This is a genomic window from Nocardia sp. BMG51109, assembly GCF_000526215.1.
Taxonomy (GTDB): Bacteria; Actinomycetota; Actinomycetes; order Mycobacteriales; family Mycobacteriaceae; genus Nocardia.
On record NZ_JAFQ01000004.1, the window covers coordinates 6,438,738 to 6,465,342 of the forward strand.

A 26,605-nucleotide genomic window follows, 5' to 3' on the forward strand; every position below is an offset into this window, starting at 1 on the left:
GCGGCGCGGGGTATCCCGGCGCCGGAACGGACATCGGGCGGGGCGGGGCCGAATTCCGGGGCGGCTGCCGATATCGCGGCGCCGGTGCGGGTGTTCCGCGACAGCGCCATCGTCGCCTACCGCAATCTGCTGACCATCCTGCGGGTGCCGACGCTGCTGGTGACGGCGACCATCCAGCCGCTGATGTTCGTGTTCCTGTTCGCCTACATCTTCGGTGCGTCGCTGGGCGGCGGGCAGTACCGGGAGTTCCTGCTGGCCGGCATCTTCACCCAGACGGTGGCCTTCAACGCCGCATTCACCACGGTCGGCCTGGCCAACGACCTGCAGAAGGGCATCATCGACCGGATGCGCACGCTGCCGATGTCCCGGATGGCGGTGCTGCTGGGCCGCACGTTGTCCGACCTGGTGGTGAACGTGCTGTCGCTGGCGGTGATGGTCGCCTGCGGCTATCTGGTCGGCTGGCGTATCCACGGCGGAATCGGCGAGGCGGCACTGGCTTTCGCCATCATCCTGCTGTTCGCGTTCGCGATGTCGTGGGTGGGCGCGCTGACCGGTCTGCTGTCACCCAGCGTGGAGGTGGCCCAGAGCGCCGGCCTGATCTGGATGTTCCCCCTGGCCTTCATCTCCTCGGCGTTCATCTCGAGCGAGACGCTGCCGGGACCGTTGCGCACCATCGCGGCCTGGAATCCGATCACCGCCGTGTCCGCGGCCGGCCGCACGCTGTTCGACAACGGCGCCCCGCCGTCGTTCACCCCGCCACAGGGGTGGGCCGCCGACCACTGCGTGGAATATGCCGTGGGCTGTTCCCTGGTGATCCTGGCGGTCGTGGTGCCCCTGGCCCTGTTGCAGTACCGCAAGGTGGCCAGTCACTAGCAGCGGTTGCCGCGGGCCACGGCCCGGACATGCGCAGGCCCCCTCCCGCACGGGAGGGGGCCTGCGGTGTACCGTCCGGCGCGGCTACCGGCCGCGGCGGGTCTTGAGCAGTTCCAGGCGCTCCTGCAGCAGCTCCTCGAGCTCGTCCTTGGACCGCCGCTCCAGCAGCATGTCCCAGTGCGTGCGCGGGGGCTTGGTCTTCTTCGGCTCCTGGGACGTGCCCTCGATCAGGATGCCCTCCTGCCCGTTGCGGCACAGCCACGTGGGCGGGATCTCGGCGTCGTCGGCGAACGGAACCTCGAATTCCTCGCCGTTGTCTGTCCGGTACCGCGCCATCCGACGCGGCGCCAGGTCGTGGTCGCGGTCGGTCTCGTAGCTCACCGCTCCGAGCCGACTGCCTCGGAGTACGCGATCTGCCATGGTGTGCGGTCCTCTCCAGCCTGTCGGCAACGCTCCAACACAAGGGATAACGCGCGACGGCCTAATTCAGTTCCCGGCGACGGTCAACCCCACCATTCTAGTGGTTTCGGTCATCGCGCGGCGCCGGGGTGTGCGCCGGTCCGATCGGCGGTGTCGCCGCGCCCGGCGCGCGGTGAAATATGACATGTCTTGTCGCGGCCTGGTCGTTTGCGTTCGGCCGCCGCGCCGCTATCGTGTCCGGCGTGCTGTGTTCGCCCTGGTCAGGCCGTAACGTTTCGGACCGCCGCCTGTCCTGCCTATGGTGTGGGCGGGAGATCGCCGATTCCGAGGTGGGTCGCCGCCGCCGGTACTGTCGGCAGTCCTGCCGCCAGCGGGCCTACGAACACCGGAAAAGCCTGGAGGGCACCGGAATTCCGGAGGACTCCGTGGTGCTCAGCGCCCAGGAGGCCGCCGACCTGGCCGACCGCTGGTTCGCCGCCCGCTGCGCCGCCGAGGATGTCGCCACCGCCGTCGCCGAGGGCGCGGACAGCGCGGAACTGGCCCAGTTGACCGACACCCTCGTCGCCCTGACGAAGGACGCCGAGCGGTTGCGCTGAGGCCTGCCGAGAGGCGGGCTCGCCGAAGGCACTGTGAGTTCGCGCGGCATCCGGTGTCACTTGTGCCGATCGCGATGAGGCCGAATCCTTCCCGGGATCCATCGAACGGCGGACCGCCACCTCGGTCCTGCCGCCACCGGGCGGGTGCAGGGACGGGACCGGGCGCGCATCCCTCGACCCCGATGCGGCCGACCGCTCGCGCGGCGGGCCGAACGCGCGCCCGGACCCGTTCCGGCACCTCGTTCCCCCGGCCCGGTGTCGTCCGGCCCCTCGGATTCCGCTCCACGAGGCGGAGCCGAAATCCGGCCCGGCATGGTGAGGCAGCCGTGCGGCAGGTGCCCGCGGTCGACGCGGCCCCGGTGACCGGAATTCGAGTGGTGGCGTATGAGTTTCGACAGCTCGCGGGTGGCAGGTTGCCACGGTCGGAGTGAAGTCGCCCGATAGTGGGCGGTTCGGGCGGAATCAGTAGGACACGTCCCCCAGATCGATACCGCGCGCGGCAAGCCACGGGAGGGGGTCGATCTTGTCGCCGTTTTCCTGGGCCCACACCTCGTAGTGCAGATGCGGTCCGGTGGAGAAGCCGCCGTTGCCGACGGTGGCGATCGTGTCCCCGGCGCGCACCTGCTGCCCCGGGACGACGAGGATGTCGTTGACGTGCCCGTAGACGCCGATGGTGCCGTCGTCCTGCCGCACCCGCACCCACTGCCCGAATCCGGACGCGGGCCCGGCCTCGACCACTTCGCCGTCGGTGACCGAGGCGATCGGGGTGCCCAGCGTCTGGGCGAAGTCGATGCCGCCGTGCAGTGTGCCCCAGCGGGTGCCGAACAGGGAACTGAGCGCACCCGCCACCGGCCGCACGGTCAGCGGCCGCATCTCCTTGGCGGCCTTGGTCGTCGGCCAGATCTCGGGCGGCGGCTCGGGTGCGGCGACGGGCGCGGCCATCGGTGCCGCGGCGGCCGGGGCGGGGGCCATCGGTTGTTGCAGTGCGGCGAGGCCGGGGGCGGGAGTGCCCCCGTGACGGTCGGCGGCGGTGAGCGCGGTGACCGAGGCGCCGACGACGGCGGTGATCGCGAAGGCATGAGCCACGGCCCGGCGGGCGCGGCGAGAAGGTAACGGAACGATCACGGGCATGGCGGGGAAACTACGGCAGATCCGCCGGGGTTCCGTAATCGTGTTGTGACCATCACAGGCGGCAAAGTACCAGTTGAAATACCGCGGATGGCCAGGGACACGCGCCGTGGGCGGCGACGACCGGGGGCGATTCCGCACCGTCCGATCTTGACCACCTCGTGATCGAACGGGCAGTCTCTTTTAGTGGTCACTAATGGAGTCAGGGCATTGAGCGCCCTGGCGGATCCGACTCGTCGATCGATTTTCGAGGCGCTGCCGCAGGCACCCCGGGCGGTCGGAGAGCTGGCCGATGCGGTCGGGGTGAGCAGTTCGGCGGTGTCCCAGCATCTGCGCGTGCTGCGCGAGGCCCGGCTGGTGAGCGTGCGGCACCGCGGCAACCGCCGGCTGTACTCCCTGGACCCGCGCGGACTGGCCGACGCCCGCGACTACCTGGAGCAGTTCTGGCCGAGCGCGCTGGCGGCATACGCGGCCGCGCTGTCGGAGGCGGAGTAGGGCAGTGCCGCCGAGCTGGGCAGTGCCGCCGAGTAAGGCAGGGTGCCGAGTAAAGGGCGGGGCCGGAACTCAGCCGACGCGGCGGTACGCGGCCGGGCGGCGATCGATATTGGTCCCGGGCCACGGCCGCTTCCGCAGCTGCTTGTCGAGCGCGTCGACCACCTCGGCCACGCTGATCTCGAGCAGGCCGGGATCGGGTGTGTCGGCATTGTGGTCGCCGGTGCGGCCGGCCCACAGCACCACGTGCCGGCCCAGCAGATGCGGCGGCGGGCCGCTGTGGCTGGGCGCGGTGGGACCGAACAGCAGGACCGTCCGGGTGCCGAAGGCGGTGGCCAGATGCGCGACCCCGGTATCGCCGCACACCACGAGCCCGGCCTCGGCCACGGTGGCGGACAGCTCGATGAGGTTCTGCTGCCCGGCGAGCACCTGCCGATGTGGCAGGCCCGCCCGGGCTGCGATGTTCAGGGCGATCTCGCGTTCGAATTCGTCGCCCGTCAGCACCACCTCGCGACCCTGCACGAGAAGATGCCGCACGATGGCGGCGAACCGTTCCGGCGGCCAGCGCCGGGCGGGGGAGCCCGCCCCGATGTGCACGACCACGCAGTCGCGGTGGCTGGTGGTGGCCACCGGCGGCACTAGTCCGAGATTGCGGCGATCGGCGGCGATGCCGTCGGATTCCAGCAGGTGGCACCACCGGTCGACGTCGTGCATGTCCTGTTGCCAGTCCGGCCCGTCGAGGTCGGGGAAGGCGGGATTGCGATAGGTGAGGATGCGCCGCGGATCGGTCTTGACCAACTCCACGATGCCCTCGGCGCCGGCGCCGTGCAGATTGACCGCCAGCGCGGGCGCCTCGCCGTCATAGCGCAGACTCTCCGCGTCCGGTGTCGGCACCATCTCGTCGACCGACGCGATCAGATCCACGATCGGCTTCAGCCGATGCGGCGCGGCGAGCGCGATGTGATCATGTGGCCTGGCCCGGCGCAGCGCGCGAAGTGCCGGGACCGCGGTGAGGAGATCACCCAGTCCGCGTGCGCGCAGCACGAGTACAACCGCCACCCTCTTCTCCTAGCCATCCACCAAGCGACCCACGACAACCCGACCCACTTCGCCCCCCGCGCCCGCGAGCACGGCATGGACTTGAGAGAGCCACTTGGAGAGGACTACCCGAGGTATGCCAAGCCGAAACTCGCAATCCGAGCGAGATCCGGCGCGGCCGACGGCGCGGCTCCGGCACCCCGGCGGGCGATCTGCGACGGCACACCGACGCTATCGGCTTCCGGCGAGTTTCGCGAGCCCTCGCGGCCCCGGGCCGAGCAGCGAGAACTTTTCTACTACTTGGTGTCGTTGACCGGCGGTAGGTCAACTAGGCTGTGCTGTCATGACATTCGTCTACAACGTGGTGGTCGTTACACACCTGCTCGGCCTGGCCGCGGTCATCGGGGGATACGCGTCGGGGCAGCCGACGGTGAACGCGGTGATGGTGTGGGGCGCACGGGCGCAGATCATCAGCGGCCTGGTGCTGGTCGGCATGGCCGACGGGATCGACTCCCTGGACAAGGACCTGTCCATGGCCAAGGTGATCGTGAAACTGGTGATCGCGGTCGCGGTGGCCGGATTCGCCGAGGTCGCGCACGCGGATGCCAAGCGCGGCAAGGCCATCGGCTGGATGGCACACGCCGCCGGCGGGCTGGCGATCGCCAACGTGCTCGTCGCCGTGCTGTGGACCTGATCGAGCGGAGCGGCCGGTCCCGGAGTCAGCGCGCGGCGTACCGGGCCGCCAGGGCCGGAATCGCGGCGATCTTGTCGGCGGGCAGCGCATCCCACAGCAGGCCCGCCGGCCGCCGCGGCTCCTCGCAACGGATCACCGACTCCGGTGTGACGATCAGGTCGACCCGGCAGTCGTGCTCGGCCTCGGGCAGTTCGCCGTCGACCACCTGGAGCCGGTGCACGGTGGTGGCGATGGTGGTGTGCTCATCGATCACGCCGGCCTCGAGCAGCAACGCGATCTCGATATCCGAATATCCGGCGCCCTTGCCGAGGCGCACACCCCGGCGGTTCACCGCGACACTGCCCAGCACGATCAGATCGATCGGCTGCAGTTCGTCCACCTCCACATTGCGGGAGACCAGGGGCGCGGTGTCCTTGCGCGCGGCCTGCGCCGCCGGCACCGTCAGGTCCTCGGGGTCCATCAGATAGAACGGCTTCGGTGCCTCGAGCCGGGGACAGGCCATATAGATCAGCAGCCCGGCCTGCAGCGCGCGCCGTCGCACCGGCAGCTGCGCGGTGTCGGGCACGATCGTGACCACCTTCGCGGCCCGCCACTCCGGCAGCGCGGCCAGCAGGCCGGCCGCGGCATCATTGCCCGCGAACTCGGGAATGTTGCGCGGGGCGTCGGGCGGTACGGCGCGCGCCCGCGCCAACAACGCCCAAATACTCTCGCGTACGGCCTGTTTCGCCTGATCGACACTCACTGCGCCACTCCTCGTCTCGTAGCCGTCCGGCATCGGCGTGCCCCGTGGCGGTCCGCCGATCGTCCCGACGACCGGCGCGGCCGAGCGCCGTGCGCTGTCGACCTCGGCCCGGACGGGGGACAGCGGCGCGAAGGCGGCTCAGCCCGCCCGCCGGGCCGAATGTAAGCGGGCCAGCGCCATGCGCGCCTCGGCCCGGGAGATCAATTGGTCGTCGTCGAGTTCGACGATGGCCGCCTCGAGCCATTCGCGCACCAGGGTGGACAGCCCGATACCGCGCTCGGCGGCGAGCTCCTTCAGTCTGGCGTGCAGGCGCAGGGGCAGCCGGATCGAGCTGGTGATCATGATGTCGTCGTCCGGCCGCAGCGGCGGCGGCACCTGCTCCGCGGGCACCGGATCCTCGCCGAAGGTCAGCCGATCCAGGAAGGTCGTCACCTCCTGCGGGGTGGACGGTACGTTCTTCTCACTCATCGCCGGTTCTCCTGTTCCCACTGCTCGAACACCGTCAGCTCGTCGCCGCGCATGTCGCGGGCGCCGATGATCAGCCACATCCAGTCGTCCCGGCGGTGGACGGCAACGATGAGTGGCCGGCCGGCGTCGGTGCGGCCCCACAGCGTGAGCACCGAGAGGGTGCCGTCGTCGGCCTGCCGCGGCCACCGCCGCGTGCTCGCGAGGATCTGCCGAACCTCGGCGGTTTCGATGCCGATCAGGTGCGCCAGCGCCCAATCCGGCCACTCGAAACCCATGAGCCTCATACTACGCGCGTAGTAACCGCAGCTGGCGGCGTTACGAGTGGGAGAACCAGGAATCGGCCACCGTGAGTTCCGTCCGTGCCGCCGTGCAGGCGATGCCGGAATGCGGCCGGTGCCGAACGGCACGAAATGCCGTGCAGAACCGCGGCCGATCCGGCCCGGCGCGCGAACGAGGCCGACAGACCCGGCCCGCAGCGTGTTCGCGGCTCCCGTCCTGCCGGAGAGCGGCTCGGCCGACCGGCACGACGAGGCGGCGTGGCCGGCCCCCGCCGCGAATCAGTCGACGACCGGCAGCAGATCCGGGCGCTTGGGCGTGAGACCGGTCCCCGATGACACCCCGCGCAGGCGACGCCCGATCCACGGGGCCATATGGAATGCGACCCAGCGCAATTCGGCGGCGACGAGTTCGGGCAGGTCGCGCCGCAGCGGAGGAAGCGGCAACCGCCAGTCGCCCTCGGTTCCGGGCAGCCCGAGCGTATCGGCAACGGCGCGGGACACCAGATCATGGCCGAGCGGGCTCAGATGCAACCGGTCCTCCGCCCACACCCGCGGATCGATGGTCGCGGCGACCGGCTCGAAATCCACCAGCGTGACACCGGGCCGCCGCGCCAGCTCCCGCATCCGGGCATTGATCGCCCGAACCCGCGCCGACAGCGGCCGGATGATCGGCGCGATGCCGCCGATATCCGGGAACGTGAACGTCACCACCCGGGCCCCGGCGGCGGTGAGCGCGGCGAACATGGCATCGATGTCGGCGACCACGGTCTCCTGATCGAAACGAGGCCGGATCACGTCGTTCATCCCGGCCACCACCGTCGCCAGATCGGGCTCCAGGGCGAGCGCCGGCGCGAGCTGCTCGGCGCGGATCTCGGCGGCCCGCCGCCCCCGCACCGCCAGGTTGGCGTAGGCCAGCCGCGGATAGCCTCCGGCGAGCCGGTCGGCCAACCGGTCGGCCCAGCCGCGGTGCCCACCGCGGCCGTCGGGGTCCCCGATACCCTCGGTCTGGCTGTCACCGAGCGCGACGAAGCGCCTGATCGGCTGCGCTGCTATGGAATCCGACGTCACCTTCAACCTCCCGCACGCCCTGACGGCGAGCACATAGTACGACGGTTGAGGAAACGAGGAGCATCCACGAGCGGACGTGGTCAGAGCAGTTCCAGCTCCGTCTCCCGGAGATCGTTCGGGAACACGTAGCGGCGCATCGCCCAGAACCGGAACGCCATCGCCAGCAGCACCCCGAGGATCTGCCCGGTCAGGAAGTTGGCCACCGCCTGGGTCGGCGCGGCGACGTGCGGCACCCGGATATCGAAGACGTACAGCGAGATCGCCTGCGGGACCAGCGTGACGCCCATGGACAGCGCACTCACGGCGAAGAACAGCGCCGCCTCGTGATGCCGCTGCCGCCCGCCGCGAGAGCTGAACGACCACTCCCGGTTGAGGATGTAGGACACGATGGTGGCGATCAGGACGCCGAATGCCCGCGCGGTGAGCGGCTTGTCCTGCAGCACGGTCAGTTTCAACGTGTACACGACGCCGGTATCGACGAACCAGGTGAGGGCCCCGACCACCGCGAACTTCATCAGCTCCTGATGCCGGACGAGCACCGCGCGGTAGGCCTCCGGTAGCCGGTCGAGTACGGGCTGCACGAACGACACGGCACCACCATAACCGGGCCCGCCCCCGGCGGCACCCGCGGCGCGAAAACGACCGGGCCGCTAGCGTGTCCCCGACGGTGTCGGCAGACCCACCAGGTTCGCGCAGACCTCGGTCAGCCGGACGCCGAGCGCATCGTCCCGAGCGACCCGCGACGGCGTCCGCACCCGATCCTTCTGGAAGTAGCAGCCCGTCACCGCACCGAGGTCGGGATCTGTCGCCAGCGCGGCCAATCGCCGCCCGCCCTCCTCCGCGGGAACCATGAAGATCCGCTTCGCCGCGGCCATCACCGGTTTCGCGAACCAGGGGGCGAAATCCCAGATCCCCGTCGACACCGCACCCGGATGGAACGCGTTGACCGTCACCCCGGTGCCCGCCAGCCGCCGCGCCAGCTCCCGCATGTAGAGCACGTTCGCCAGCTTCGAGCGGCTGTAGGCCTTCTGCCCGGAATATCCGCGCGCACAGCCGAGATCGTCGAGGTCGAGGGCGGTGCCGTAGTGCATCACCGACGAGGTGAACACGATCCGCGCCGGCGCGCTGTGCACCAGCCGGTCCAGCAGCAGTTCGGTGAGCAGGAACCCGCCCAGGTGATCGGTGGCGAAGGTGGCCTCCACCCCGTCCCCGGTTTCGTCGCGGCGCAGGAAGAACCCGCCGGCGTTGTTCGCCAGCACATCCAGGTGCGAATAGTGCTCCAGCACCGCGCTCGCCAGCCGCCGCACGGCCTCCTGCGACGCGATATCGCACACCTGGGTGTCGACCGCGCCGGCCCCCGACGCGCGCACGTGGTCCGCGGCGCTCGCGAGCCGGTCCGGATCGCGGCCCACCAGGACCAATCGATCGCCCCCCGCGGCGATCCGGCACGCCGCCGCCAACCCGATGCCTGATGTCGCCCCCGTAATCAGGATCGTCTTCATGCTCCTACACCATGCCAGATCAACACGCCGCTGTCCTGCGCACCGGACGATGGCCGGACCTTGTTCACCGGCCGAAATGCCCGCGGGGACCGGGCCGTCCGACCCGCCGTCATTACCTCACGGGTAATCGCCGGACCGCTGCCGCCTCCCTACGATCGAGCTGTGCGAACCCAGACCGCAGGCGACCTGCTCCGGCACTGGCGGGTCACCCGCCGCCTCAGCCAGCTCGAGCTGGCCGGGCGCGCCGAAACCTCGGCCCGCCACCTGAGCTTCATCGAAACCGGCCGCTCCACGCCGAGCAGGCAGCTGATCCTGCACCTGTCCGAGCAGCTGGAAATCCCCCTGCGCGAACGCAATCGGGTGCTGCTGGCCGCCGGCTACGCACCCGTCTACGCCGAACCCGGATTGGACACACCGCAGATGGAACCCGTGCGCGACGCCATGCGGCGGATCCTGGCCGGCCACGACCCGCATCCCGCGCTCGCGGTCGACATGCACTGGAACATGGTCGACGCCAACGCGAGCGCCGGGCTGTTCCTCCAGGACGTCGCGGCCGAGCTGCTGGCGCCGCCGGTCAACGCGTTGCGCCTGAGCCTGCATCCCGACGGCCTGGCTCCGCGCATCCGCAATCTCGCGGAGTGGCGCGGGCACCTGTTCGAGCGCCTGCAACGCCAGATCGAGATCACCGGTTCGGACCACCTCCGCGCGCTGCTGGCCGAGGTGCGCGACTATCCCGGCGGCGAGCATCCACCGGGCCTGCCCGAACCGGAACAGGCGGTGGTCCCGCTTCGCCTGTGCCACAACGGCACCGAACTCGCCTTCCTCAGCGCCATGACCGTTTTCGGTACCCCCATGAACGTCACCGTCGCCGAACTGGCGATCGAGTCGTTCTTCCCCGCCGATCCGGTCACCGCGGCATACCTGCGCGACAGCATGCCCCTCGGATAGCCCGCGCGCCCGTGGCTGGACAATCGAGGCCATGAGCGATGCGGCGGCACGCGTGGAAGAACTCCTCGGCACGCCCGTGCGGGCGATCTCGGATCACGGGCGCAGCCACGCGTGGACGCTGCACCGCGCCGCCGTGGCCGACGGGCACGAGGTCTTCGTGAAAGCCGTTGACGACGACGCGGATCCGGATGCCGGCCGGGCCCTGCACGCCGAGGCGGCCGGGCTGCGCTGGCTGGGGGAGGGCGACGCCCATGGGCTGGTGCCGGCGGTGTCGGGCGCCGATCGGCGGACGCTGGTGCTCCCGTGGCTGGCCGCGGCGGCGCCGAGCGCTGCGGCCGCCGAGGCATTCGGCCGCGGGCTTGCGGCACTGCATCGAGCCGCGCCCGATTCCTACGGAGCGCCGTGGGACGGCTTCATCGCCACTGTCCCGCAGGACAATACGCCGACGACGGGGGAGTGGGGGCCGTGGTACGCCGGTCGGCGGCTGGCGCCGCTGCTCCCGGCGGCCGCACGGGATCTGGGCGGCAGCGGGGTGCGATTGATCGAACGGGTCATAGCCGAGATCGACGCACTGGCCGGCGAACCGGAACCACCCGGTCGTATCCACGGTGACCTGTGGTCCGGCAATCTCCTCTGGACGGACCGCGGGGTCAAGGTGATCGACCCCGCGGCGCACGGGGGCCATCGGGAAACCGATCTGGCCATGCTGGCCCTGTTCGGCACGCCGCACCTGGACCGGATCCTGGCCGCCTATCAGGAGGCCGCCCCGTTGAAACCCGGCTGGCGGCAACGTATCCCGCTGCATCAGCTGTATCCGCTGCTCGTGCACGTGGTGCTGTTCGGGGGCACGTATCGAGGGTCGGCCGTCGCCGCGGCGGAGGCGGCGTTGCGAGCCTGAGTGCCGGCGTCAGCGGGTCCGCTTCGGCCGATAAAAAATATCTAAACGGAAATATGCGCATCTGAGCATGTGGCTCGATCATGTTGCCGCCGACGAACCGACGGCAAAAGAAGCACTGAGGGAGGGGAGTGGCGGGGCCGGCCGTCACGGTGCTCTAGCGTCGGAGGTATGGACCTGCTGCGGATCCATCACACGGCGATCATCGCCTCGGACTACGAGCGGTCGAGGGCGTTCTACGTCGAGATCCTGGGGCTGCGGGTGGTGGACGAGAACTATCGGGCCGAACGGCGTTCGTACAAACTGGATCTCGCGCTTCCGGACGGCGGGCAGGTGGAGCTGTTCTCCTTCCCGGACCCGCCGGTCCGGCCGTCCCGGCCGGAGGCATGCGGGCTGCGGCATCTGGCGTTCGCGGTGCCGGATGTGGCCGCGGCCGTCGCCGAGCTGCGGGGGAGGGGAGTGCGCACCGAGGAGTTGCGGGTGGACGAGTACACGGGGAAGCGGTTCGCATTCTTCTTCGACCCGGACGACCTGCCGCTGGAGTTGTACGAGGCATGACGGTCTCGCGAAAACCGGTGGGCCGCAGTGGGGGAACCGTCCGGATGCTCGGATCGGTGTGGCTGGAGTATTTAAATTAGGACATGGTGACATGCGTATTTATGCATGAAAAATCGACTCACAACAGAACCACACACCGACTCGACCCAACCAACGCACCCGACTCCGACGGATCACCGAAGCCGCTATCCGAGGCGGCGGCCCGCGAGCGAGCCGGCTCCCATACGATGTCCGGATGACCAAAGTGCTGCTGAATACCTCAGCCGGGGACATCACTCTCGAACTGGACGAGTCGAAGGCGCCGAAGACGGTGGCGAACTTCCTGGACTACGTGAAGTCCGGTCATTACGACGGGACCATCTTCCACCGGGTGATTCCGAGCTTCATGGTGCAGGGCGGCGGGCTGACCGCGGACATGCAGCAGAAGCCGGCGCCGAACCGAGTGGAGAACGAGGCGGCCAACGGGCTGCGCAACGACAAGTACACGGTGGCTATGGCGCGCACCTCCGATCCGCATTCGGCGAGCGCGCAGTTCTTCATCAACACCTCGAACAACGATTTCCTGAACTACCCGGGCCAGGACGGCTGGGGCTACGCGGTGTTCGGCCGCGTCGCGGACGGTTCCGATGTGGTGGACTCGATCAACGGTGTGCGGACCGGGTCGCGGGCCGGCCACCAGGACGTGCCGGTCGAGCCGATCACCATCCTGTCGGCTCAGCTGGCCTGACCGATGCGCCGAGCGGAGGCGGCGGCCGGCCGTCGGTGCGGTCGCCGCCTCCCGTACATGCCCTGCGGGGCAGGCGTTCTCACGCCTCGAAGACGTGCGTGTCGCGGGCGGTCACCGGCGGCAGCACCGACCAGGGGAAGTTGATCCAGCGGTCGGTGCGTTTCCACACGTACTCGCAGTCCACCTCCGAACGCGGTTTCTGATAGACCACCGCGCAGCGCACCTCGGCGACCTTGTCGGCGCAGAAGTCGCGCACCAGTTTCAGGGTGGCGCCGGTGTCGGCGACGTCGTCGGCCACCAGCACGCGCGCACCCGCCAGATCGACGGCCTGGGGGACCGGGGGCAGCATGACCGGCAGGTCCAGGCGCTGGTCGACGCCGGTGTAGAACTCGACGTTCATCACGTGCAGGTTCTTCACGTCGAGGGCGTAGCCGAGCGCTCCGGCGACGAATAGGCCGCCGCGGGCGATCGACAGGATCAGGTCGGGGTCGAACCCGTCGCCGGCGACCTGTTCGGCCAGTTCCCGGCTCGCCGAGCCGAACAGCTCCCAGGACAGCTCTTCCCGGTCCGACATGTACGCCCCTTCCGTCTCCGATGGAAGCAACCTAGACCACGCCCGCGGCGGCGCCGGTAGTGGTGTCCGGCCGACGCGGCGGCCTGTTGGGGCCGGCGGGTGATGTCAGGGCTTGTGGGTGACGATGTACCAGAGCACGGCCAGCGTGCCGAGCACGAAAAGCGGTGACAGAATCCAGGTTTCGACCTTGTTGCCGGTGCGGTCGATGATCGGGACGCTGGTGCGCAGCTTCAGCGGCCAGAACAGGCGGCAGCCGCGGTCGGTGAGGCAGTCGCCGATCAGGTGGGCCAGCGCGCCCAGGCCCACCGAGAACGGCAGCCAGGACGGCTTGTCGGAGATCCAGTGGTCCATCGCGAAGGTACCGGCGGCGGCCAGCACGGTGACCGAGAAGTAGGAGCGGAAGCCCTCGCCCGGTGGGCACAGGTTGAGCGCCCGTAGCGCCAGTGCCAGGAGGAAGAACACCAGTCCGAGGGTGAACCACCGGCCGAGCCAGTGTTCGCCGGCCCAGGTGCCGAGGGCGGCCGCGACGACGAAGGCCAGGGAATGGGTGGCGTGGCGGTGCCCACCCGACACGGCGGAGATCAGGCGGCAGGCGGTGTGTGTAATCGGCCCCAGCACATGCGAAATCGTTCCGTTGGGATGGTCGGCGTCCGGGAGCAGCGCGGCGCCCGCGGTGAGGAATGTGCCCATCAGCAGGTCGACGGTGCCGAGTTCGCCGTCCTGGAGCATGGGGTAGGTGAGTACCGAAAGTGGTAGCAGCGCAGCGGCTCCCGCCCACGCCAGCGCGCCACTGGTCGCATGTGAATGTCCTAGCACCCCGGAAGATTAGTCGATCTTGGTGGTCGATCACCAACGGTCATGCGTGGCGGTGCGGGCTCACGATCCGGTCGAGCGCGGTGAGGTCGGATTCCAGGGCGTAGAAGGTGCGCAGGGCGATCATGAACGCGAAAAGTCCGCCGACGCACAGTCCTACGATCGTGCCCAGCACCGCCTGCTGCTGTTGCGGGGACAGGAACATCAGCCCGGCCGGCACCCCGACCAGCGGAACCGAGGCCGCCACACCGAGATACACGCGGCTGCGGCGCACGAGCCGGTGCAGCCGCGCGGCGTCGGCCTCGGTGGTGTGCCCCGCGGCGACGAGGCCCGGGTAATACCACCGCAGCATGAAGAAGGTGACCGGGAAGAAGCTGTAGACGACGGCGACCGCGGCGGCCACCAGGTTCGCGGCGATCAGGTGCACCGCCAGCCCTGTCGGCACCGTGCCGAGGGAGTGCAGTTCGGCCAGGAAGACGCCCATGGCGGCGAGCCATCCGGCGAAGGTCACCACCGCGATGCGGTCGCCGCAGGCGAGGGTATCGCCGCGCGCCTTGGCCAGTACCCGTTCGTCGAACTGCCTGCCTCGCCGCAGCCCGTCGGGGACGAGCAGTACCAGCCGGCACCAGAACAGCAGTACGGCGATGGCCGCCGGGTATCCGATGAGGATGGCGAGGGCACCGAGCCGGGCGATCTGCCCGGCGGCGTCGGCGCCGAGCTCGTGGCGGATCAGGATGAGGTTGTGCGAGGTCAGGTAGAGCCCGCCGAGCAGCTGGCCCAGCAGGCTGGACAGCGTCACCACCGGCATGGGCCGCATCTTGAGGCGGCCACGCAGGCTGTGTTCCGGGGGATCCACCAGGTCGCGGGCGGCCCGGTCCTGGCTCAGTTCGAGCTGTTGGGCCAGGTCGGTGCCGGTGGCGTAGCGGTCGTCGGGTTCGGGGGACAGGCAGGTCAGCAGGGCGTGCCGCAGCACCGTCGGGCAGTCCTCCGGCAGGGTGGCCGTGGTGGCCGGTTCGACGGGGCGGTGGCGGCGCTCGATCATCGCGTGCAGCGATTCCTCGGTCTCGCCGGCGGCGTGGCCGTCGTCGAAGGGGACGCGGCCGGTGAGCAGTTCCCACAGCACGACGGCGAGCGCGTAGAGGTCGCTGCGGGTGTCGAGGTCGGCGGCGGTGGTGTCGCGCTGCGGGTGGCAGGCCTCGAGCTGTTCGGGCGACATGTAGGGCAGCGAGCCGCCGAAGTAGGCGACGGGGTTGGCGCCGGGCAGGTGCCGGCTGAAGCTGATGTTGAAGTCGGCGAGTTTGGGCTGGCCGTCGGCGGTGAGCAGCACGTTGGCGGGTTTGATGTCGCGGTGCAGCACGCCGCGGTGGTTGGCGTAGTCCAGCGCGGTGGCCAGGCGCGCGCCGAGCCAGGCCACGGTTTCCGGCCAGCTGAGCCGCTCCAGTTCGGCGCGGGTGGCCGACGGCTGGGGTGCGAGGACGCCGCCGGTGGTGGCCGCCGCGTCGATGGCCTCCAGCAGCAGCCGTCCGGTGCGCCGCGCGGGGGGCGTGCGGCGCAGTAGCCGCAGCACGCCGAGCAGGGTGCCGCCGGGCACGTACTGCATGTACATGAGTTTGAGGTGCTGGTCGGTGATCTGGCGCTGGTCGAAGACGCGGACGATGTGGTCGTGGTCGAGCTGGGCGAGGGTCTGCGGTTCGCTGCCGCGGTCGTGCGAGATCTTCACGGCGACGAGGCGGCCCAGGGAGCGCTGGCGGGCGAGGAACACGCGCGCGAAGGCGCCGTGCCCGAGCGGCAGCAGCAGGTCGAAGTCGTCGATGGTGGCGCCGGGGTTGATGGTGTCGAGGGCGTCGAGCGCGGTGGGGTCGGCGAGCATGGTGGTGCGCAGGCCGTCCACGTCGAAACCCTCGGTGATGCGGGCCATCTGGGTGGGGTAGTCCTGCTCGTACTCGCTCAGGTCGATCTCGTCGCGGTGGCTGCGGGCCGTGATCTCCTCGTAGATCAGATCCGGGGGGAGCGGGGCCGCGGCCAGTTCCGGGAACTGCGCGCTGTAGTCGGCCAGGCGCAGCGCGCCGTCGCTGCGCTGCCAGCGTTCTTGCAGGTCGACCTTGATCAGTTCGATCAGTGCGGTGCGGCGCAGGGCCGCTTCGGCCGGCAGATGCTCGGACAGGTCGGGCGGATTGTCGCCGGACTGCCATTTTTCGGCAAACAGCGCGACCAGACTCGACAACGCGGTCTGCGTTGCCATGGCGCGGTCGGCCCCGGGATCGGGTGCGGTCGCGCCGAGGTGACCATCCATCGTCGCTCGCTTCGAATTGGAATATTCCGGGCCCGGCCCCGGGAATATTCGATCTTACCCACCCTTCGTCGGCGCTCGGCCGACACCGTTGCGCGGAGTTCGATTGTCGTCCGCAATCATCGGCTCGCAGGTGTGGCCCGCGCAAGCCCATTGTTCCTATGCCCTGGGTCTTTGCCCTGGGTCTTTCCCGCGCCGATGGCTCGAGGTTCTGGCATCAGTGGACGATAGCGAGATATGCTGCGCGCGAGTTCCGTTCTCGGCGAAAGGGGTTGGCCCGTGTCGGTGGCTGCCGCGGTCAAACAGCAGATTCAGGAGATCGGCGGGGGATTCATGTTCTCCCGGGAGACGAAGGCGTTCGGCGACGCGACCGGCGTGGCGGGGTTCCTCGGCCCCTACACCCGCGGTCGCGGCGGGGTGCTGGGCGATGTGGACGCCGACGTGGTGACGGCCGCCTTCGGCTTCTTCCGGCCCGAAACCGTGCGCGCGGCATGGGAATCGGTGCCGATGCCGCCCGGCGATGCCGCCGCGGCGTATCTCGCCGCCTGCCAGGGTTTCGGCCGCCGCAAGCTGGCGGGGTTCGACGAGGCCGGGCGGCTCGCCGAACTGCTGCGGTCGGTCGTCGCGGCGGCCGATGTCGCGGGGCTGCCGCTGTTCGCCGGGTGGCGGGCACTGCCCCTGGCCGACGACGACGCGGCGCGGGCGCTGCAGCTGATCCACGTGGTGCGCGAACTGCGCGGCGGGCTGCACCTGCTGGCGATCCGCGCCGGCGGCGTGACGCCGCGGCAGGCGGTGCTGATCGGGGGATCGCCGCGCAACAGCGGGCCCGATCAGGCCCGGCTGTTCGGCTGGCCGGAACCGTTCGAGGAGATCACGGCGGCGCTGCGGCAGCGCTGGGACGCGGCGGAGGCGCTGACCGACCGGCTCATCGCGCCCGCCTTCGCGGGCCTGGACGAGCGGTCGGGGGACGAGCTGGTGCGGCTGCTGGACCAGGCGCACAAGGTGGTCTTCGGCGGACGGTGAGCCCGCTCCGCATACCGGGTGACGGCGGTGCGATGATCTAGACCTCGGCAACTACGCCACCGCGCCGAGCGGGCGGACACCGGCTTCCCGGTGTTCGAGTTGGCGCTCGCAGCGCCGGTGCCGCCGCGGCGACGACGGGCGGGAACGGAGTTCGGTATGGGTCTCGAGATTTCCGGTGTGCGCGTGGGGCACTGGACCGACACCGCCGGGCAGACCGGCTGCACGGTCGTCACGCTGCCACCGGGCACGGTCGCCTCCTGTGAGGTGCGCGGCGGTGCTCCGGCGTCCCGCGAACTCGACGCGCTGGCGCCGGACAAGACGGTGGTCGAGGTCGACGCCATCGTGCTGACCGGCGGTTCGGCATTCGGCCTCGCCGCGGCCGACGGGGTGATGCGCTACCTCGAGGAGCAGGGTCGCGGCGTGCTTACTCCGGCCGGGCGGGTGCCGATCGCGCCCACCCTGGCGCTGTTCGATCTGAGTGTCGGCGACGCGACCGCCCGGCCCACCGCGGAGTCGGGATATGCCGCGGCCCAGGATGTTTCGGGAGATCAGCGGCTGCACGGGCGGATCGGCGCCGGAGCCGGGGCCTACACCTCGCACTGGCGCGGCCCGGACGGCCGCCGGCCCGGGGGACTGGCGTATGCGCAACGGCGCCTGGGGGATCTGGTGGTGGGTGCGTTGTGCGTCGTGAACGCCTTCGGCGATATCGACGACGGCCGCGGCGAGGTCTCCCTCGACGCGGTCGCGCTGCTGACCCAGCCGTTCGACTTCGCCGAATCCCGCACGCACACCACCATCGGCGCCGTCGTCACGAATGCGCGGCTGGACAAACCGTCGTGCCGGATCGTCGCGCAGGGCGCCCACGACGGCCTCTCGCGGGCGCTCACTCCGCCGCACACGCGTTTCGACGGTGACGGTTTCATCGCCGCCGCGACCGGCGAGGTCGACACGCACGTCGATGTGGTTCGCCTGATGGCCCTGGCCGCGGTCACCGACGTGATCCGGTCGGTCGCCGTCGAATCCTGAACTGTCATATCGTCGCCGGACTTGCTCAGGTCGGACCACGGGTACCGGCCACTCCGCTTCCGCGACGCTCTTCCGCCCCGCCCCGATGCTCGGGTCGCCTCGTCTATCCCTGTGACAGCCCGGTGAGGGATGGCCGTAGTTCGGGATTCCTGTCGACAGCACGGTGCCCCACGAACCGGGTCGGTTCGTGGGGCACTCGGTTCGTGGGGCACCGTGGGCGAAGCTAACGGGAAACGCGGTCCGCGATCACTTCTTCAGGTCGAACCGGTCGAGGTTCATCACCTTGTCCCAGGCGGCGACGAAGTCGTCGACGAACTTGCGCTTGGCGTCGTCGGTCGCGTAGACCTCCGCCACGGCCCGCAGCTGCGAGTTCGAGCCGAAGACCAGATCGACGCGGCTGCCGGTCCACTTGACCTCGCCGGTGGCGCGGTCCTTGCCGACGTAGGTACCGTCGTCGGCCGGCGACGGTTCCCACTTGGTGGCCATGTCGAGCAGGTTCACGAAGAAGTCGTTGGTCAACGACCCGGGGGAGGAGGTGAACACGCCCAGCGGCGCCTGCTGGTAGTTCGCGCCCAGCACGCGCAGGCCGCCGACCAGCACCGTCATCTCGGGGGTGCTGAGTGTCAGCAGGTTGGCCTTGTCGATGAGCAGGTATTCGGCCGCCAGCCGGTTGCCCTTGCCGAGATAGTTGCGGAAGCCGTCGGCCGACGGCTCCAGCGCACTGAACGACTCCACGTCGGTCTGGTCCTGCGTGGCGTCGGCGCGGCCCGGCGTGAACGGCACCGTGACGTCGAATCCGGCGTCCGCGGCGGCCTTTTCGACGGCCGCCACGCCACCGAGGACGACGAGGTCGGCGAACGACACCCGGATGTTGCCGGTCTGCGCGGAGTTGAACGCCTCGGCGATGCCCTCCAGCGTGCGGGTCACCAGGGCGAGCTCGTCGGGCTCGTTGACCTCCCAGCCGCTCTGCGGTTCCAGGCGGAGGCGGCCGCCGTTGGCGCCGCCGCGCTTATCGCTGCCGCGGAACGACGAGGCCGCGGCCCATGCGGCCGAAACCAGTTGCGGCACGGTCGGACCCGACGACAGGATCCGCTGCTTCAGGTCGGCGATCTCGGCGGCGCCGATCAGGTCGTGGCTCACCGCGGGGATCGGGTCCTGCCACAGCAGGGTCTCCTCGGGCACCAGCGGGCCGAGGTAGCGGACCTTCGGACCCATGTCGCGGTGGGTCAGCTTGTACCAGGCCTTGGCGAACTCGTCGGCGAGTTCGTCGGGGTGGTCGAGCCAGCGCCGGGTGATCTGCGCGTAGATCGGGTCCTCCCGCATGGCCAGGTCGGTGGTCAGCATGGTGGGGGTGTGGGTCTTCGACGGATCGTGCGCGTCGGGCACGGTGCCCGCCCCGGCGCCGTCCTTCGGGATCCACTGCCAGGCGCCGGCCGGGCTCTTGGAGATCTCCCACTCGTAGCCGTAGAGGGTTTCCAGGAAGCTGTTGTCCCACTTGGTCGGTGTGGCGGTCCAGATGCCCTCGAGGCCGCTGGTGACCGCGTCGCCGCCGACGCCGGTGCCGTTGGCGTTGCGCCAGCCGAGGCCCTGCTCCTCGAGCGGGGCGGCCTCGGGTTCGGGGCCGACGAGGTCGGGGTTGCCGTTGCCGTGCGTCTTGCCGAAGGTGTGGCCGCCGACGATCAGCGCGGCGGTCTCGACGTCGTTCATCGCCATCCGGCGGAACGTCTCGCGGATGTCGACGGCGGCCCGCTGCGGATCCGGATTGCCGTTGGGGCCTTCGGGATTCACGTAGATCAGGCCCATCTGGACCGCGGCCAGGGGGTTCTCCAGATCACGGTCGCCGCTGTAGCGCTCGTCGTTGAGCCAGATGTGCTCGGGACCCCAGTAGACGTCCTCCTCGGGCTCCCACTGATCGGCGCGGCCGCCGGCGAAGCCGAAGGTCTGGAAGCCCATCGACTCCAGGGCCACGTTGCCGGCGTAGACGATCAGGTCGGCCCACGACAGCGTGCGGCCGTACTTCTGCTTGACCGGCCACAGCAGCCGCCGCGCCTTGTCCAGGCTGCCGTTGTCGGGCCAGCTGTTGAGCGGGGCGAACCGCTGCATGCCGGCGCCGGCGCCGCCGCGGCCGTCGTTGATCCGGTAGGTGCCCGCGGCATGCCAGGCCATCCGGATGAACAGCGGGCCGTAGTGGCCGAAGTCGGCGGGCCACCAGGACTGCGAGGTCGTCATGACCTCTTCGATGTCGCGCTTGACGGCGGACAGGTCGAGGGTGGCGAACTCCTTCGCGTAGTCGAAGTCCGCACCCATGGGGTCGGCGACGGGCGGGTTCTTCTGCAGGATCTTCAGGTTGAGCTGATTGGGCCACCAGTCGCGGTTGCTTCCGCCCTCGGTGGGGTACTTGAGGCGACCGGTCACCACGGGGCAACCGTTCGCGGCCGGCTCCGTGTTGGCCTCTCCGATGGGCGGATGTTCCTCAGACACGGGCATTTCCTTTCGGGACACTGCGTTTATATCGGGCTGTGATCACGGCTGTGATCGCGTCGGGGTGGTCGAGCAGTCGGGGCAGCGGCCCCAGTAGATGACCTCGGCCTCGTCGAGGGCGAAGCCGTTGTCGTTCGAGGCGGTCAGGCAGGGGGCGTCGCCGACGGCGCAGTCGACGTCGGCGATGGCGCCGCAGCCGCGGCATACGACGTGGTGGTGGTTGTCGCCGACCCGCGTCTCGTAGCGCGCCACCGAACCCATCGGCTGGATGCGCCGGATCAGGCCGGCCTCGGTCAGCGCTCGCAGCACGTCGTAGACCGCCTGGTGGGAGACGGTGCCGAGGCTTTCGCGGACCAGGCCGAGGATGGTGTCGGTATCCGAATGCGGGTTGTCGTGCACCACCTCGAGCACGGCCACGCGCGGCGCCGTGACTCGCAGCGCGGTGCCGCGGATCAGGCGCTCGAAGTCCGACTTGCTGGACACGATCCGAAGTATGACTTATTCAAGAGTCCAGTAGGAGTGTTTTCGGTAAACAGATTTTCGATCTTGCCCGACAACGGATGTCCGCCGCTTGCCCTTGCTGCGGAAATAGTATTACTATTTTTGGAGAAGGTCGTTTCCGCAGGCCGAAGTCAACGGCGACAGGCTGCAACGGCGCAGTGGAGGGCCTCGACGGGTGGTATGGCACCGACCCGCCGACGTCGGATCCGACCTCCGCCGAGGGGCGCGACGGATCTGCGCGGTCGCCGCGCTCTCTCGAGAACTTGCGCGCCGGACCGGTTCCGGGATGCCGGGGCCCGGCCCCGTGTGGCGCCGCCGGCGCCGCGGTGGTGCTGTGTCACTCCGCTGATCTGGGGTTTTTGCGCTGGTTGGCGTGGAAGCGCGCCTTCTTCTGGCGATTCCCGCACGTGTTCATGTCACACCATTTGCGGGTGCGACTCTGGCTGGTGTCGAAGAAGGCGGCCCGGCAGGTCGGCGATGCGCACAGGGCCAATTTTCCGTCTCGTTCGCCTGCGATGATGCCGATCGCGTCGGCGGCGATCACGCCCAGGGCATCTTCTACGCAGGAAGCCGAGCTGAGCCGCCATCGCCGATTGCTCTCGGGCGTCAGGACGGCCGCGGCCCGGCCCTGAATGCTGCAGTCGTTGATGACTCGGACGGCAGACGCAGGGAGAGTGTCGTGGATCGCGGCCGCTGTCGCGGCGGCGTGAATCGATTCCCTCAGTTCCCGAGCGAGTTCCAGCTGGGCGGTGGTGCAGGAGTCCACGGCCAGGCCGTTCACTGCCAGCCAGTCGACGAGTCGCTGCGGCGTGGGAATGCGCTCCACAGCGTCGCCACGCCGCTCCGTCAGCGTCGCCGTGAAGCTGGTCGCCAGCACGCTACCGAGGCGAAAGTCGGGGAACCCAGCAGGCATGGAACCACCTTAGCTGGTTGCACGCTGTCGTGAACACATGTTAGAACCGTCTTAGCCGGTTCTCGATGGATCGCAGCCGGTTTCCCGATGACCAGGAGGTCTCATGCCCGCACTCGGCCGCCTCGGCGACAACCGTCCAACCAGCGACGTGGAAGGATTCGAAACCCACGCAACCGAGGCCGACCTCGACGATCTGCGCGCGCGACTGGCCGCGGCGCGGCTGCCGGAGGCCGAGACGGTCCATCGCGCCGCACCCGGCCCTCGCCGATGGGAACAGGGCGTTCCTCTCGCCGACCTCGTCGATGTCGTGAACTACTGGCGCACCGGGTACGACTGGCGGTCGTTCGAAGAGCGCCTCAACCGGATCGGCCAGTTCCGCACGACCATTGACGATCTGGGAATCCACTTCCTGCACCGCCGATCCGCACGCGCGGATGCCACTCCGCTGATCTTGACGCACGGCTGGCCGGACAGCGTTGCCCGGTTCATCGATGTAGTGGACGAGCTGGCAGATCCGACAGAGGCGGACGCGCCGGCGTTCCACGTCGTGGTCCCGTCGCTGCCGGGCTTCGGTTACAGCGACAAGCCGGCCACCACCGGGTGGGGAACCGAAAAGATCGCGGCCGCATGGGTGGAGCTGATGGGAAGGCTCGGCTACGGCAAGTTCGCGGCCCACGGCGGCGACTGGGGAGGAAATATCACCACGGTTCTCGGCGGCAGGTTCCCGGAGCACGTTCTCGGCATCCACACCACGTTCGCGGAGGCGCCGCCCGGGTTGACAACGGACGGGCTAACGGCGGTCGAGCGCAAGTGGACCGAGGAAACCCGCGATTTCTGGCGTCACCGCGCGGCGTACGCGAAGCAGCAGGCGACCCGGCCGCAGACCATCGGCTACTCGCTCGTCGACTCACCGGTCGGGCTTCTCGCCTGGATCCTCGACAAGTTCGCCGAGTGGTCGGATACGGCAGACAGTCCGTTCGAGACGATTTCCAGAGACCGCGTTCTCGACGACGTCACCCTGTACTGGCTGACGCGGACCGGCGCATCGGCGGCCCGCATCTACTACGAAAGCCACAACTCGCTCGACCCCGAACTCCGGGTCGACGTCCCGTCGGCACTCACCATGTATCCCCGCGACGTCGAGAAGTGCCCGCGCCCCTGGGCACAGGAGCGGTACCGGCAGATCGTCCGATGGAGGTCGCCCGAAACCGGGGGACACTTCCCGTCGCTGGAGGTTCCCGAGTATTTCGTCAAGGACCTGCAAGAAGGCCTCGCAGCAGTGCTGGCCGCCAGCCGGTGAACGCGGCTGGGTGCCGGGGACTCGGAGGCGCTACGCAACAGTTGACTTGACATAATGTAGATTATCGGCGTTACAGGAAGAGCTGCCGATAGTGGCGAAGTAGGTTGTGCCGCATCGGGTTTGCTGTCGATGCTCAGTCATTCGGGGCCGAGTGCGCGGTTTGGTTTGTCGCATACGTGGCAGGGTCTTTGCGTCGGCCGCATGTCCGGGCCGCGAATGTTGTGAATCGCCGGGGTGTGCTGCGCCCGGCCTTCAGGGCTCTGATCTCCCTTTATGTGGCTGTCCGCGGCTCGGTGGCCGCAAGGCTCCCGCCCTGGATGAATACGTCACTGTGACGTATTGGTTCCCGGCGGGGGGAGAAAGCAGCGGTTGCCGATGAAGACTGCGGGATGTCGAGTAGCTGGGCGCTTCCCGTCTTGCGACGGGCCGAGTCGGTGTGCGGCTGCCGTTGGACCGCCCCGGGCCGGCATCGAACTCCGGCGCAGCCGACTACGGGTCGACCTGACGTCGTGTGGCGGCGGGCGGCGCCGGGGCCGCGATGTCCGGGGTGGGAAGGAATGTGGAAGGGCCCGCTCCCCTGGGGTGACTCCCTCCGGGTCAAGACATCAAATCGTCACAGTGACGTAATGTCGGGCTTGGGTGGGGGTTGGTGCGTGCTGTCGAGGGTCGACACGACTGCCGCTTGCCGGCGGCCGCGGCACTCGATAACGGGGAGCCAGTCGACCGGCCCCCCGGGAAACCTGGGCCGTGCAGATAGGCGGTCGACCGTCAAGGTGCTGGCATGGGCCCTGAGGTGCATCGGTCGACGGGGAATTCGAGCCGGAGGCTGCGTGTATTCAACCGTGGGACAGCGTGTTTCGGTAGTCGATCAAGGTGTAGCATCTGAGGCGCCCCTAGACACGCAGGTGGAAAAACAAAAGCTCGGGGAGGACTGCTGTGACGGAGCATTCGGTCGTGGAACTGGAGCGCGTCCCTCGGATTCGCGATCTCTACCTGCGGGCGTTGGTGCGGATGTTCCCGCTGTTGAGAAGCGGAGCCGGGCAGATTCCTACCACGACGGTCCGGCTGCCGGAGCTTCGGATCGATCGCGACAATCTCGCCGCCTACACCGAGGTGTGCGGGCTGCCGTCCAATGGTGCGGTGCCGCTGACCTATCCGTTCGTGTCGGCCAACCCCCTCACGATGCAGCTCATGGTGTCGCGGACGTTTCCGTTCGCACTGCCCGGGCTGGTTCACCTGAACAATGTCATCGAGCAGCAGCGTCCCCTCGAGGTGAGCGAAACACTGTCCGTCGCAGTATATCTGGAGAATCTGCGGGATCATCGACGGGGCAAGGTCTTCGATGCGGTGACGGCGGTGTCGGTGGGTGCGGAGCCGGTGTGGAAGCAGACCGCGACGTTTCTGAAACAGCAGGGGAAGCCACCCGGCCGGAAGACGACGGAGCAATCGGCGCAGACCCCGGCCCAGCCGCAGGAGACGATCCGGGTGACGCAGCGAACCATCGACGACTATGCCGCCACCTCGGGCGACCGCAACCCGATTCACGTGTCGACGATCGGGGCCCGCCTACTGGGCTTTCCGAGCACCATCGCGCACGGGATGTGGGAGGCCGCGGCGGTGCTGCGCGCACTGGGGAACGATGTCCCCGAGGCCGCGCGGTACGAGGTCGCGTTCGGCAGACCGCTCCTGCTCCCGGGCACCGTCCACCTGTTCGCCGACCGCCCCGGCGACGGCGGTGACTGGCGTTTGTCGCTGCGAAGCCCGAAGAACGATGCGGTACACCTGACCGCCACCCTGACGGCGAATCCGTCTCAGAGCGAATAGGTTTCGGCGAAGGCTTTGAACTGCTTGCTCGCGGTCTTCGACGTCGCTGTCTGCAGTCCGCGCACCATCAGCCGCGGTGCGCGGAATTTCGCCTCGATCTCCATCGACATGGTCACGTGCGTGCCCGCCGCCTCGGGCCGCAGCGTGTAGGAGCCGCGCTGGGTGGCCAGGTAGGTGCTCGTCAGCACGTTCCAGCTCATCCGCTCGAGGCCGTACCATTCGTACTCGATCAGCTCCGGGTCGGTGAGCGGACCGAACGCCGCATCGACGGACGCGCGGACCGGGCGCCCCTGCGCATCGGCCGACTCGATCCGCACGCTGCGGTGCAGCGACGACCATTCCGGCAGCCGCCGCAGGTCGGCGAGGGCCGCCATCACGGTTTCGGGGCGAGCGTGCACCGTGAACTCGACATCGACGCGTGTGCTATGTGTCATCGCGATCCGATCGTGCGGTGGTCGCCGCCGCCATCGGCGGGGCCGGCCGCTCGGACCGTTGCGCCTCGCGGGCGAGCATCCGGTCGCGCTGCTCCTCGAACCGGGGGATCTTCACCTGTTCCATCTCGGTGAGAAACCGGGCGAGCCCGTCGCGGCTCCGCTCGCCCTCGTCCGTGAAATCGGTGCGCTCGAACACCTTCCAGTGCTTCAGCATCGGCATGACGACCTCTTCCAGGTGCTGTCGCAGATCGTATACGCCATGTTTGGCCATCAGCACGCCGTTGCGGCGGAAGTTCGGCATGCCGGCGCCGGGCATCCGGAAGTTGCGCACGATCGTCGACACCGCCTCGATCATCTGTTCGGGGACCAGGTCGAAGGCGGCGCCGCACAGGTTGCGGTAGAAGATCATGTGCAGGTTCTCGTCGGCGGCTACGCGCTGCAGCATGCGGTCGGCGATCGGGTCCTCGCAGACCTTGCCCGTATTGCGGTGGCTGACCCGGGTGGCCAGCTCCTGGAAGGTCACGTACGCGGCCGAGTGCAGGACGCTGCGGTCCGCGCCGACACCGGCGGACGAGAACCCCGCGGTCATCTGCTCCATCCGCGCCTGTTCCAGGGCGACCGGATCGACACCGCGGCTGACCACCAGATAGTCGCGTATGACGATGGCGTGCCGGTTCTCCTCCGCGGTCCAGCGCCCGACCCAGTGACCCCACGCGCCGTCGCGGGAGAAGTTCTCCGCGATCTCGCGGTGGTAGGAGGGCAGGTTGTCCTCGGTGAGCAGATTCGTGATCATCGCGGCCTTGGCGACCTCGCTCAACCGGGACTGTCCCGGCTCCCAGTCGATTCCGCCCATCGCCGCGAAGTTGCGGCCGTCGTCCCAGGGCACGTAGTCGTGCGGATGCCACGGTTTGGCCAGGGACAGGTGCCGCCGGAGGTTCTCCTCGACGGTCGGTTCCAGCTCGCGGAGCAGCGCGAGTCGGGTCGGGCCGGCAGTCATGT

General features: G+C 69.3%; 29 protein-coding genes. 12 read left to right on the forward strand and 17 right to left on the reverse strand.

Annotated features, from left to right (window positions below):
- Nucleotides 1–90: 90 nt before the first annotated feature.
- Nucleotides 91–873, forward strand: a complete 783-nt coding sequence (locus D892_RS0130440) for an ABC transporter permease (RefSeq protein WP_024804867.1) — start codon at nt 91–93, stop codon at nt 871–873.
- 84 nt (nt 874–957) lie between these two features.
- On the opposite strand, the gene D892_RS0130445 is transcribed toward D892_RS0130440, so the two are convergent.
- Entirely contained in the window at nt 958–1,293 is a 336-nt protein-coding gene (locus D892_RS0130445; RefSeq protein ID WP_024804868.1) for an RNA polymerase-binding protein RbpA, read from the reverse strand.
- A 245-nt stretch (nt 1,294–1,538) separates the two neighbouring features.
- On the opposite strand from D892_RS0130445, the gene D892_RS0130450 reads away from it, so the two are divergent.
- Nucleotides 1,539–1,889, forward strand: a complete 351-nt coding sequence (locus tag D892_RS0130450) for a hypothetical protein (protein ID WP_156960018.1) — start codon at nt 1,539–1,541, stop codon at nt 1,887–1,889.
- A gap of 462 nt (nt 1,890–2,351) precedes the next feature.
- Here the strand turns inward: D892_RS0130450 and D892_RS0130455 are convergent, their stop codons facing one another.
- Nucleotides 2,352–3,020, reverse strand: coding sequence for a M23 family metallopeptidase (locus D892_RS0130455; protein WP_084161294.1), 669 nt, complete (start codon nt 3,018–3,020; stop codon nt 2,352–2,354).
- A gap of 183 nt (nt 3,021–3,203) precedes the next feature.
- Between D892_RS0130455 and D892_RS0130460 the strand changes: the two genes are divergently transcribed.
- On the forward strand, nt 3,204–3,512 hold the full coding sequence (locus tag D892_RS0130460) for a helix-turn-helix transcriptional regulator (protein ID WP_024804871.1): 309 nt from the start codon (nt 3,204–3,206) through the stop codon (nt 3,510–3,512).
- Nucleotides 3,513–3,581: 69 nt separating this feature from the next.
- Here the strand turns inward: D892_RS0130460 and D892_RS0130465 are convergent, their stop codons facing one another.
- Entirely contained in the window at nt 3,582–4,568 is a 987-nt protein-coding gene (locus tag D892_RS0130465; RefSeq protein WP_024804872.1) for a glycosyltransferase family 9 protein, read from the reverse strand.
- Nucleotides 4,569–4,890: 322 nt separating this feature from the next.
- On the opposite strand from D892_RS0130465, the gene D892_RS0130470 reads away from it, so the two are divergent.
- The gene (locus tag D892_RS0130470) at nt 4,891–5,241 is read left to right on the forward strand and encodes a hypothetical protein (RefSeq protein WP_024804873.1); all 351 of its coding nucleotides are present in this window, start codon (nt 4,891–4,893) and stop codon (nt 5,239–5,241) included.
- 25 nt (nt 5,242–5,266) lie between these two features.
- On the opposite strand, the gene D892_RS0130475 is transcribed toward D892_RS0130470, so the two are convergent.
- The 6 genes from D892_RS0130475 to D892_RS0130500 all read right to left on the reverse strand — a co-directional run bounded on the left by D892_RS0130475 (nt 5,267) and on the right by D892_RS0130500 (nt 9,299).
- A complete protein-coding gene (locus tag D892_RS0130475; protein WP_024804874.1) occupies nt 5,267–5,983 on the reverse strand; it encodes a 5-formyltetrahydrofolate cyclo-ligase in 717 nt (238 codons plus the stop codon).
- A 138-nt stretch (nt 5,984–6,121) separates the two neighbouring features.
- A complete protein-coding gene (locus D892_RS0130480; RefSeq protein WP_024804875.1) occupies nt 6,122–6,451 on the reverse strand; it encodes a hypothetical protein in 330 nt (109 codons plus the stop codon).
- Complete coding sequence (locus D892_RS0130485) at nt 6,448–6,726, reverse strand: hypothetical protein (protein WP_024804876.1); 279 nt, start codon at nt 6,724–6,726, stop codon at nt 6,448–6,450. The genes D892_RS0130480 and D892_RS0130485 overlap by 4 nt, the downstream gene beginning before the upstream one ends.
- 282 nt (nt 6,727–7,008) lie before the next feature.
- Complete coding sequence (locus tag D892_RS0130490) at nt 7,009–7,797, reverse strand: SGNH/GDSL hydrolase family protein (RefSeq protein ID WP_084161796.1); 789 nt, start codon at nt 7,795–7,797, stop codon at nt 7,009–7,011.
- Nucleotides 7,798–7,877: 80 nt separating this feature from the next.
- Entirely contained in the window at nt 7,878–8,387 is a 510-nt protein-coding gene (locus D892_RS0130495; RefSeq protein WP_024804878.1) for a GtrA family protein, read from the reverse strand.
- 60 nt (nt 8,388–8,447) lie between these two features.
- The gene (locus D892_RS0130500; protein WP_024804879.1) at nt 8,448–9,299 is read right to left on the reverse strand and encodes an SDR family NAD(P)-dependent oxidoreductase; all 852 of its coding nucleotides are present in this window, start codon (nt 9,297–9,299) and stop codon (nt 8,448–8,450) included.
- Between the two features lie 162 nt (nt 9,300–9,461).
- Between D892_RS0130500 and D892_RS0130505 the strand changes: the two genes are divergently transcribed.
- From D892_RS0130505 to D892_RS0130520, 4 genes are all read left to right on the forward strand, one after another.
- Nucleotides 9,462–10,247, forward strand: coding sequence for a helix-turn-helix domain-containing protein (locus D892_RS0130505; RefSeq protein WP_024804880.1), 786 nt, complete (start codon nt 9,462–9,464; stop codon nt 10,245–10,247).
- 31 nt (nt 10,248–10,278) lie between these two features.
- Nucleotides 10,279–11,145, forward strand: a complete 867-nt coding sequence (locus tag D892_RS0130510; RefSeq protein ID WP_024804881.1) for a fructosamine kinase family protein — start codon at nt 10,279–10,281, stop codon at nt 11,143–11,145.
- 168 nt (nt 11,146–11,313) lie between these two features.
- Nucleotides 11,314–11,700 (forward strand): VOC family protein, encoded by a 387-nt coding sequence (locus D892_RS0130515; RefSeq protein ID WP_024804882.1) that lies wholly within the window; start codon nt 11,314–11,316, stop codon nt 11,698–11,700.
- Between the two features lie 235 nt (nt 11,701–11,935).
- Complete coding sequence (locus D892_RS0130520) at nt 11,936–12,427, forward strand: peptidylprolyl isomerase (protein ID WP_024804883.1); 492 nt, start codon at nt 11,936–11,938, stop codon at nt 12,425–12,427.
- A 79-nt stretch (nt 12,428–12,506) separates the two neighbouring features.
- Here D892_RS0130520 and D892_RS0130525 read toward each other — a convergent pair whose 3' ends face one another.
- The 3 genes from D892_RS0130525 to D892_RS0130535 all read right to left on the reverse strand — a co-directional run bounded on the left by D892_RS0130525 (nt 12,507) and on the right by D892_RS0130535 (nt 16,107).
- Nucleotides 12,507–13,001 carry a phosphoribosyltransferase gene (locus tag D892_RS0130525; RefSeq protein ID WP_024804884.1) on the reverse strand — a complete coding sequence of 165 codons (495 nt, stop codon included), beginning with the start codon at nt 12,999–13,001 and terminating at the stop codon, nt 12,507–12,509.
- Between the two features lie 105 nt (nt 13,002–13,106).
- The gene (locus tag D892_RS0130530) at nt 13,107–13,817 is read right to left on the reverse strand and encodes a metal-dependent hydrolase (RefSeq protein ID WP_024804885.1); all 711 of its coding nucleotides are present in this window, start codon (nt 13,815–13,817) and stop codon (nt 13,107–13,109) included.
- A gap of 40 nt (nt 13,818–13,857) precedes the next feature.
- Entirely contained in the window at nt 13,858–16,107 is a 2,250-nt protein-coding gene (locus D892_RS0130535) for a serine/threonine-protein kinase (RefSeq protein WP_024804886.1), read from the reverse strand.
- Between the two features lie 276 nt (nt 16,108–16,383).
- Here D892_RS0130535 and D892_RS0130540 point away from each other — a divergent pair, with 276 nt between their 5' ends.
- Together D892_RS0130540 and D892_RS0130545 are read left to right on the forward strand one after the other, a co-directional pair.
- A complete protein-coding gene (locus tag D892_RS0130540; protein WP_024804887.1) occupies nt 16,384–17,127 on the forward strand; it encodes a hypothetical protein in 744 nt (247 codons plus the stop codon).
- Nucleotides 17,128–17,283: 156 nt separating this feature from the next.
- A complete protein-coding gene (locus tag D892_RS0130545) occupies nt 17,284–18,153 on the forward strand; it encodes a P1 family peptidase (RefSeq protein WP_024804888.1) in 870 nt (289 codons plus the stop codon).
- A gap of 246 nt (nt 18,154–18,399) precedes the next feature.
- Here D892_RS0130545 and katG read toward each other — a convergent pair whose 3' ends face one another.
- From katG to D892_RS0130560, 3 genes are all read right to left on the reverse strand, one after another.
- Nucleotides 18,400–20,634 carry a catalase/peroxidase HPI gene (gene katG, locus D892_RS0130550; protein WP_024804889.1) on the reverse strand — a complete coding sequence of 745 codons (2,235 nt, stop codon included), beginning with the start codon at nt 20,632–20,634 and terminating at the stop codon, nt 18,400–18,402.
- Between the two features lie 42 nt (nt 20,635–20,676).
- Nucleotides 20,677–21,117: a Fur family transcriptional regulator gene (locus D892_RS0130555; RefSeq protein WP_024804890.1), complete on the reverse strand. Its 441-nt coding sequence runs from the start codon at nt 21,115–21,117 to the stop codon at nt 20,677–20,679.
- A gap of 355 nt (nt 21,118–21,472) precedes the next feature.
- The gene (locus D892_RS0130560) at nt 21,473–22,048 is read right to left on the reverse strand and encodes an ABATE domain-containing protein (RefSeq protein WP_024804891.1); all 576 of its coding nucleotides are present in this window, start codon (nt 22,046–22,048) and stop codon (nt 21,473–21,475) included.
- A 103-nt stretch (nt 22,049–22,151) separates the two neighbouring features.
- On the opposite strand from D892_RS0130560, the gene D892_RS0130565 reads away from it, so the two are divergent.
- Nucleotides 22,152–23,348 (forward strand): epoxide hydrolase family protein, encoded by a 1,197-nt coding sequence (locus D892_RS0130565; protein ID WP_036567573.1) that lies wholly within the window; start codon nt 22,152–22,154, stop codon nt 23,346–23,348.
- Nucleotides 23,349–24,284: 936 nt separating this feature from the next.
- A complete protein-coding gene (locus D892_RS0130570; RefSeq protein WP_051499212.1) occupies nt 24,285–25,172 on the forward strand; it encodes a MaoC/PaaZ C-terminal domain-containing protein in 888 nt (295 codons plus the stop codon).
- On the opposite strand, the gene D892_RS0130575 is transcribed toward D892_RS0130570, so the two are convergent.
- Together D892_RS0130575 and D892_RS0130580 are read right to left on the reverse strand one after the other, a co-directional pair.
- Nucleotides 25,160–25,606 carry an SRPBCC family protein gene (locus tag D892_RS0130575; RefSeq protein WP_036567574.1) on the reverse strand — a complete coding sequence of 149 codons (447 nt, stop codon included), beginning with the start codon at nt 25,604–25,606 and terminating at the stop codon, nt 25,160–25,162. The genes D892_RS0130570 and D892_RS0130575 overlap by 13 nt on opposite strands.
- Nucleotides 25,596–26,603, reverse strand: coding sequence for an acyl-ACP desaturase (locus D892_RS0130580; RefSeq protein ID WP_024804895.1), 1,008 nt, complete (start codon nt 26,601–26,603; stop codon nt 25,596–25,598). Before D892_RS0130580 ends, D892_RS0130575 begins: the two co-directional genes overlap by 11 nt.
- Nucleotides 26,604–26,605 lie beyond the last annotated feature (2 nt).

Coding starts and splice junctions, on each gene's coding strand:
- D892_RS0130565 (WP_036567573.1), top strand. CDS start 22,152: ATGCCCGCACTCGGCCGCCTCGGCGACAACCGTCCAACCAGCGACGTG.
- D892_RS0130580 (WP_024804895.1), bottom strand. CDS start 26,603: ATGACTGCCGGCCCGACCCGACTCGCGCTGCTCCGCGAGCTGGAACCG.
- D892_RS0130455 (WP_084161294.1), bottom strand. CDS start 3,020: ATGCCCGTGATCGTTCCGTTACCTTCTCGCCGCGCCCGCCGGGCCGTG.
- D892_RS0130470 (WP_024804873.1), top strand. CDS start 4,891: ATGACATTCGTCTACAACGTGGTGGTCGTTACACACCTGCTCGGCCTG.
- D892_RS0130500 (WP_024804879.1), bottom strand. CDS start 9,299: ATGAAGACGATCCTGATTACGGGGGCGACATCAGGCATCGGGTTGGCG.
- D892_RS0130480 (WP_024804875.1), bottom strand. CDS start 6,451: ATGAGTGAGAAGAACGTACCGTCCACCCCGCAGGAGGTGACGACCTTC.
- D892_RS0130535 (WP_024804886.1), bottom strand. CDS start 16,107: ATGGATGGTCACCTCGGCGCGACCGCACCCGATCCCGGGGCCGACCGC.
- D892_RS0130515 (WP_024804882.1), top strand. CDS start 11,314: ATGGACCTGCTGCGGATCCATCACACGGCGATCATCGCCTCGGACTAC.
- D892_RS0130445 (WP_024804868.1), bottom strand. CDS start 1,293: ATGGCAGATCGCGTACTCCGAGGCAGTCGGCTCGGAGCGGTGAGCTAC.
- D892_RS0130510 (WP_024804881.1), top strand. CDS start 10,279: ATGAGCGATGCGGCGGCACGCGTGGAAGAACTCCTCGGCACGCCCGTG.
- D892_RS0130560 (WP_024804891.1), bottom strand. CDS start 22,048: ATGCCTGCTGGGTTCCCCGACTTTCGCCTCGGTAGCGTGCTGGCGACC.
- D892_RS0130545 (WP_024804888.1), top strand. CDS start 17,284: ATGGGTCTCGAGATTTCCGGTGTGCGCGTGGGGCACTGGACCGACACC.
- D892_RS0130575 (WP_036567574.1), bottom strand. CDS start 25,606: ATGACACATAGCACACGCGTCGATGTCGAGTTCACGGTGCACGCTCGC.
- D892_RS0130525 (WP_024804884.1), bottom strand. CDS start 13,001: ATGTCGGACCGGGAAGAGCTGTCCTGGGAGCTGTTCGGCTCGGCGAGC.
- D892_RS0130520 (WP_024804883.1), top strand. CDS start 11,936: ATGACCAAAGTGCTGCTGAATACCTCAGCCGGGGACATCACTCTCGAA.
- D892_RS0130485 (WP_024804876.1), bottom strand. CDS start 6,726: ATGGGTTTCGAGTGGCCGGATTGGGCGCTGGCGCACCTGATCGGCATC.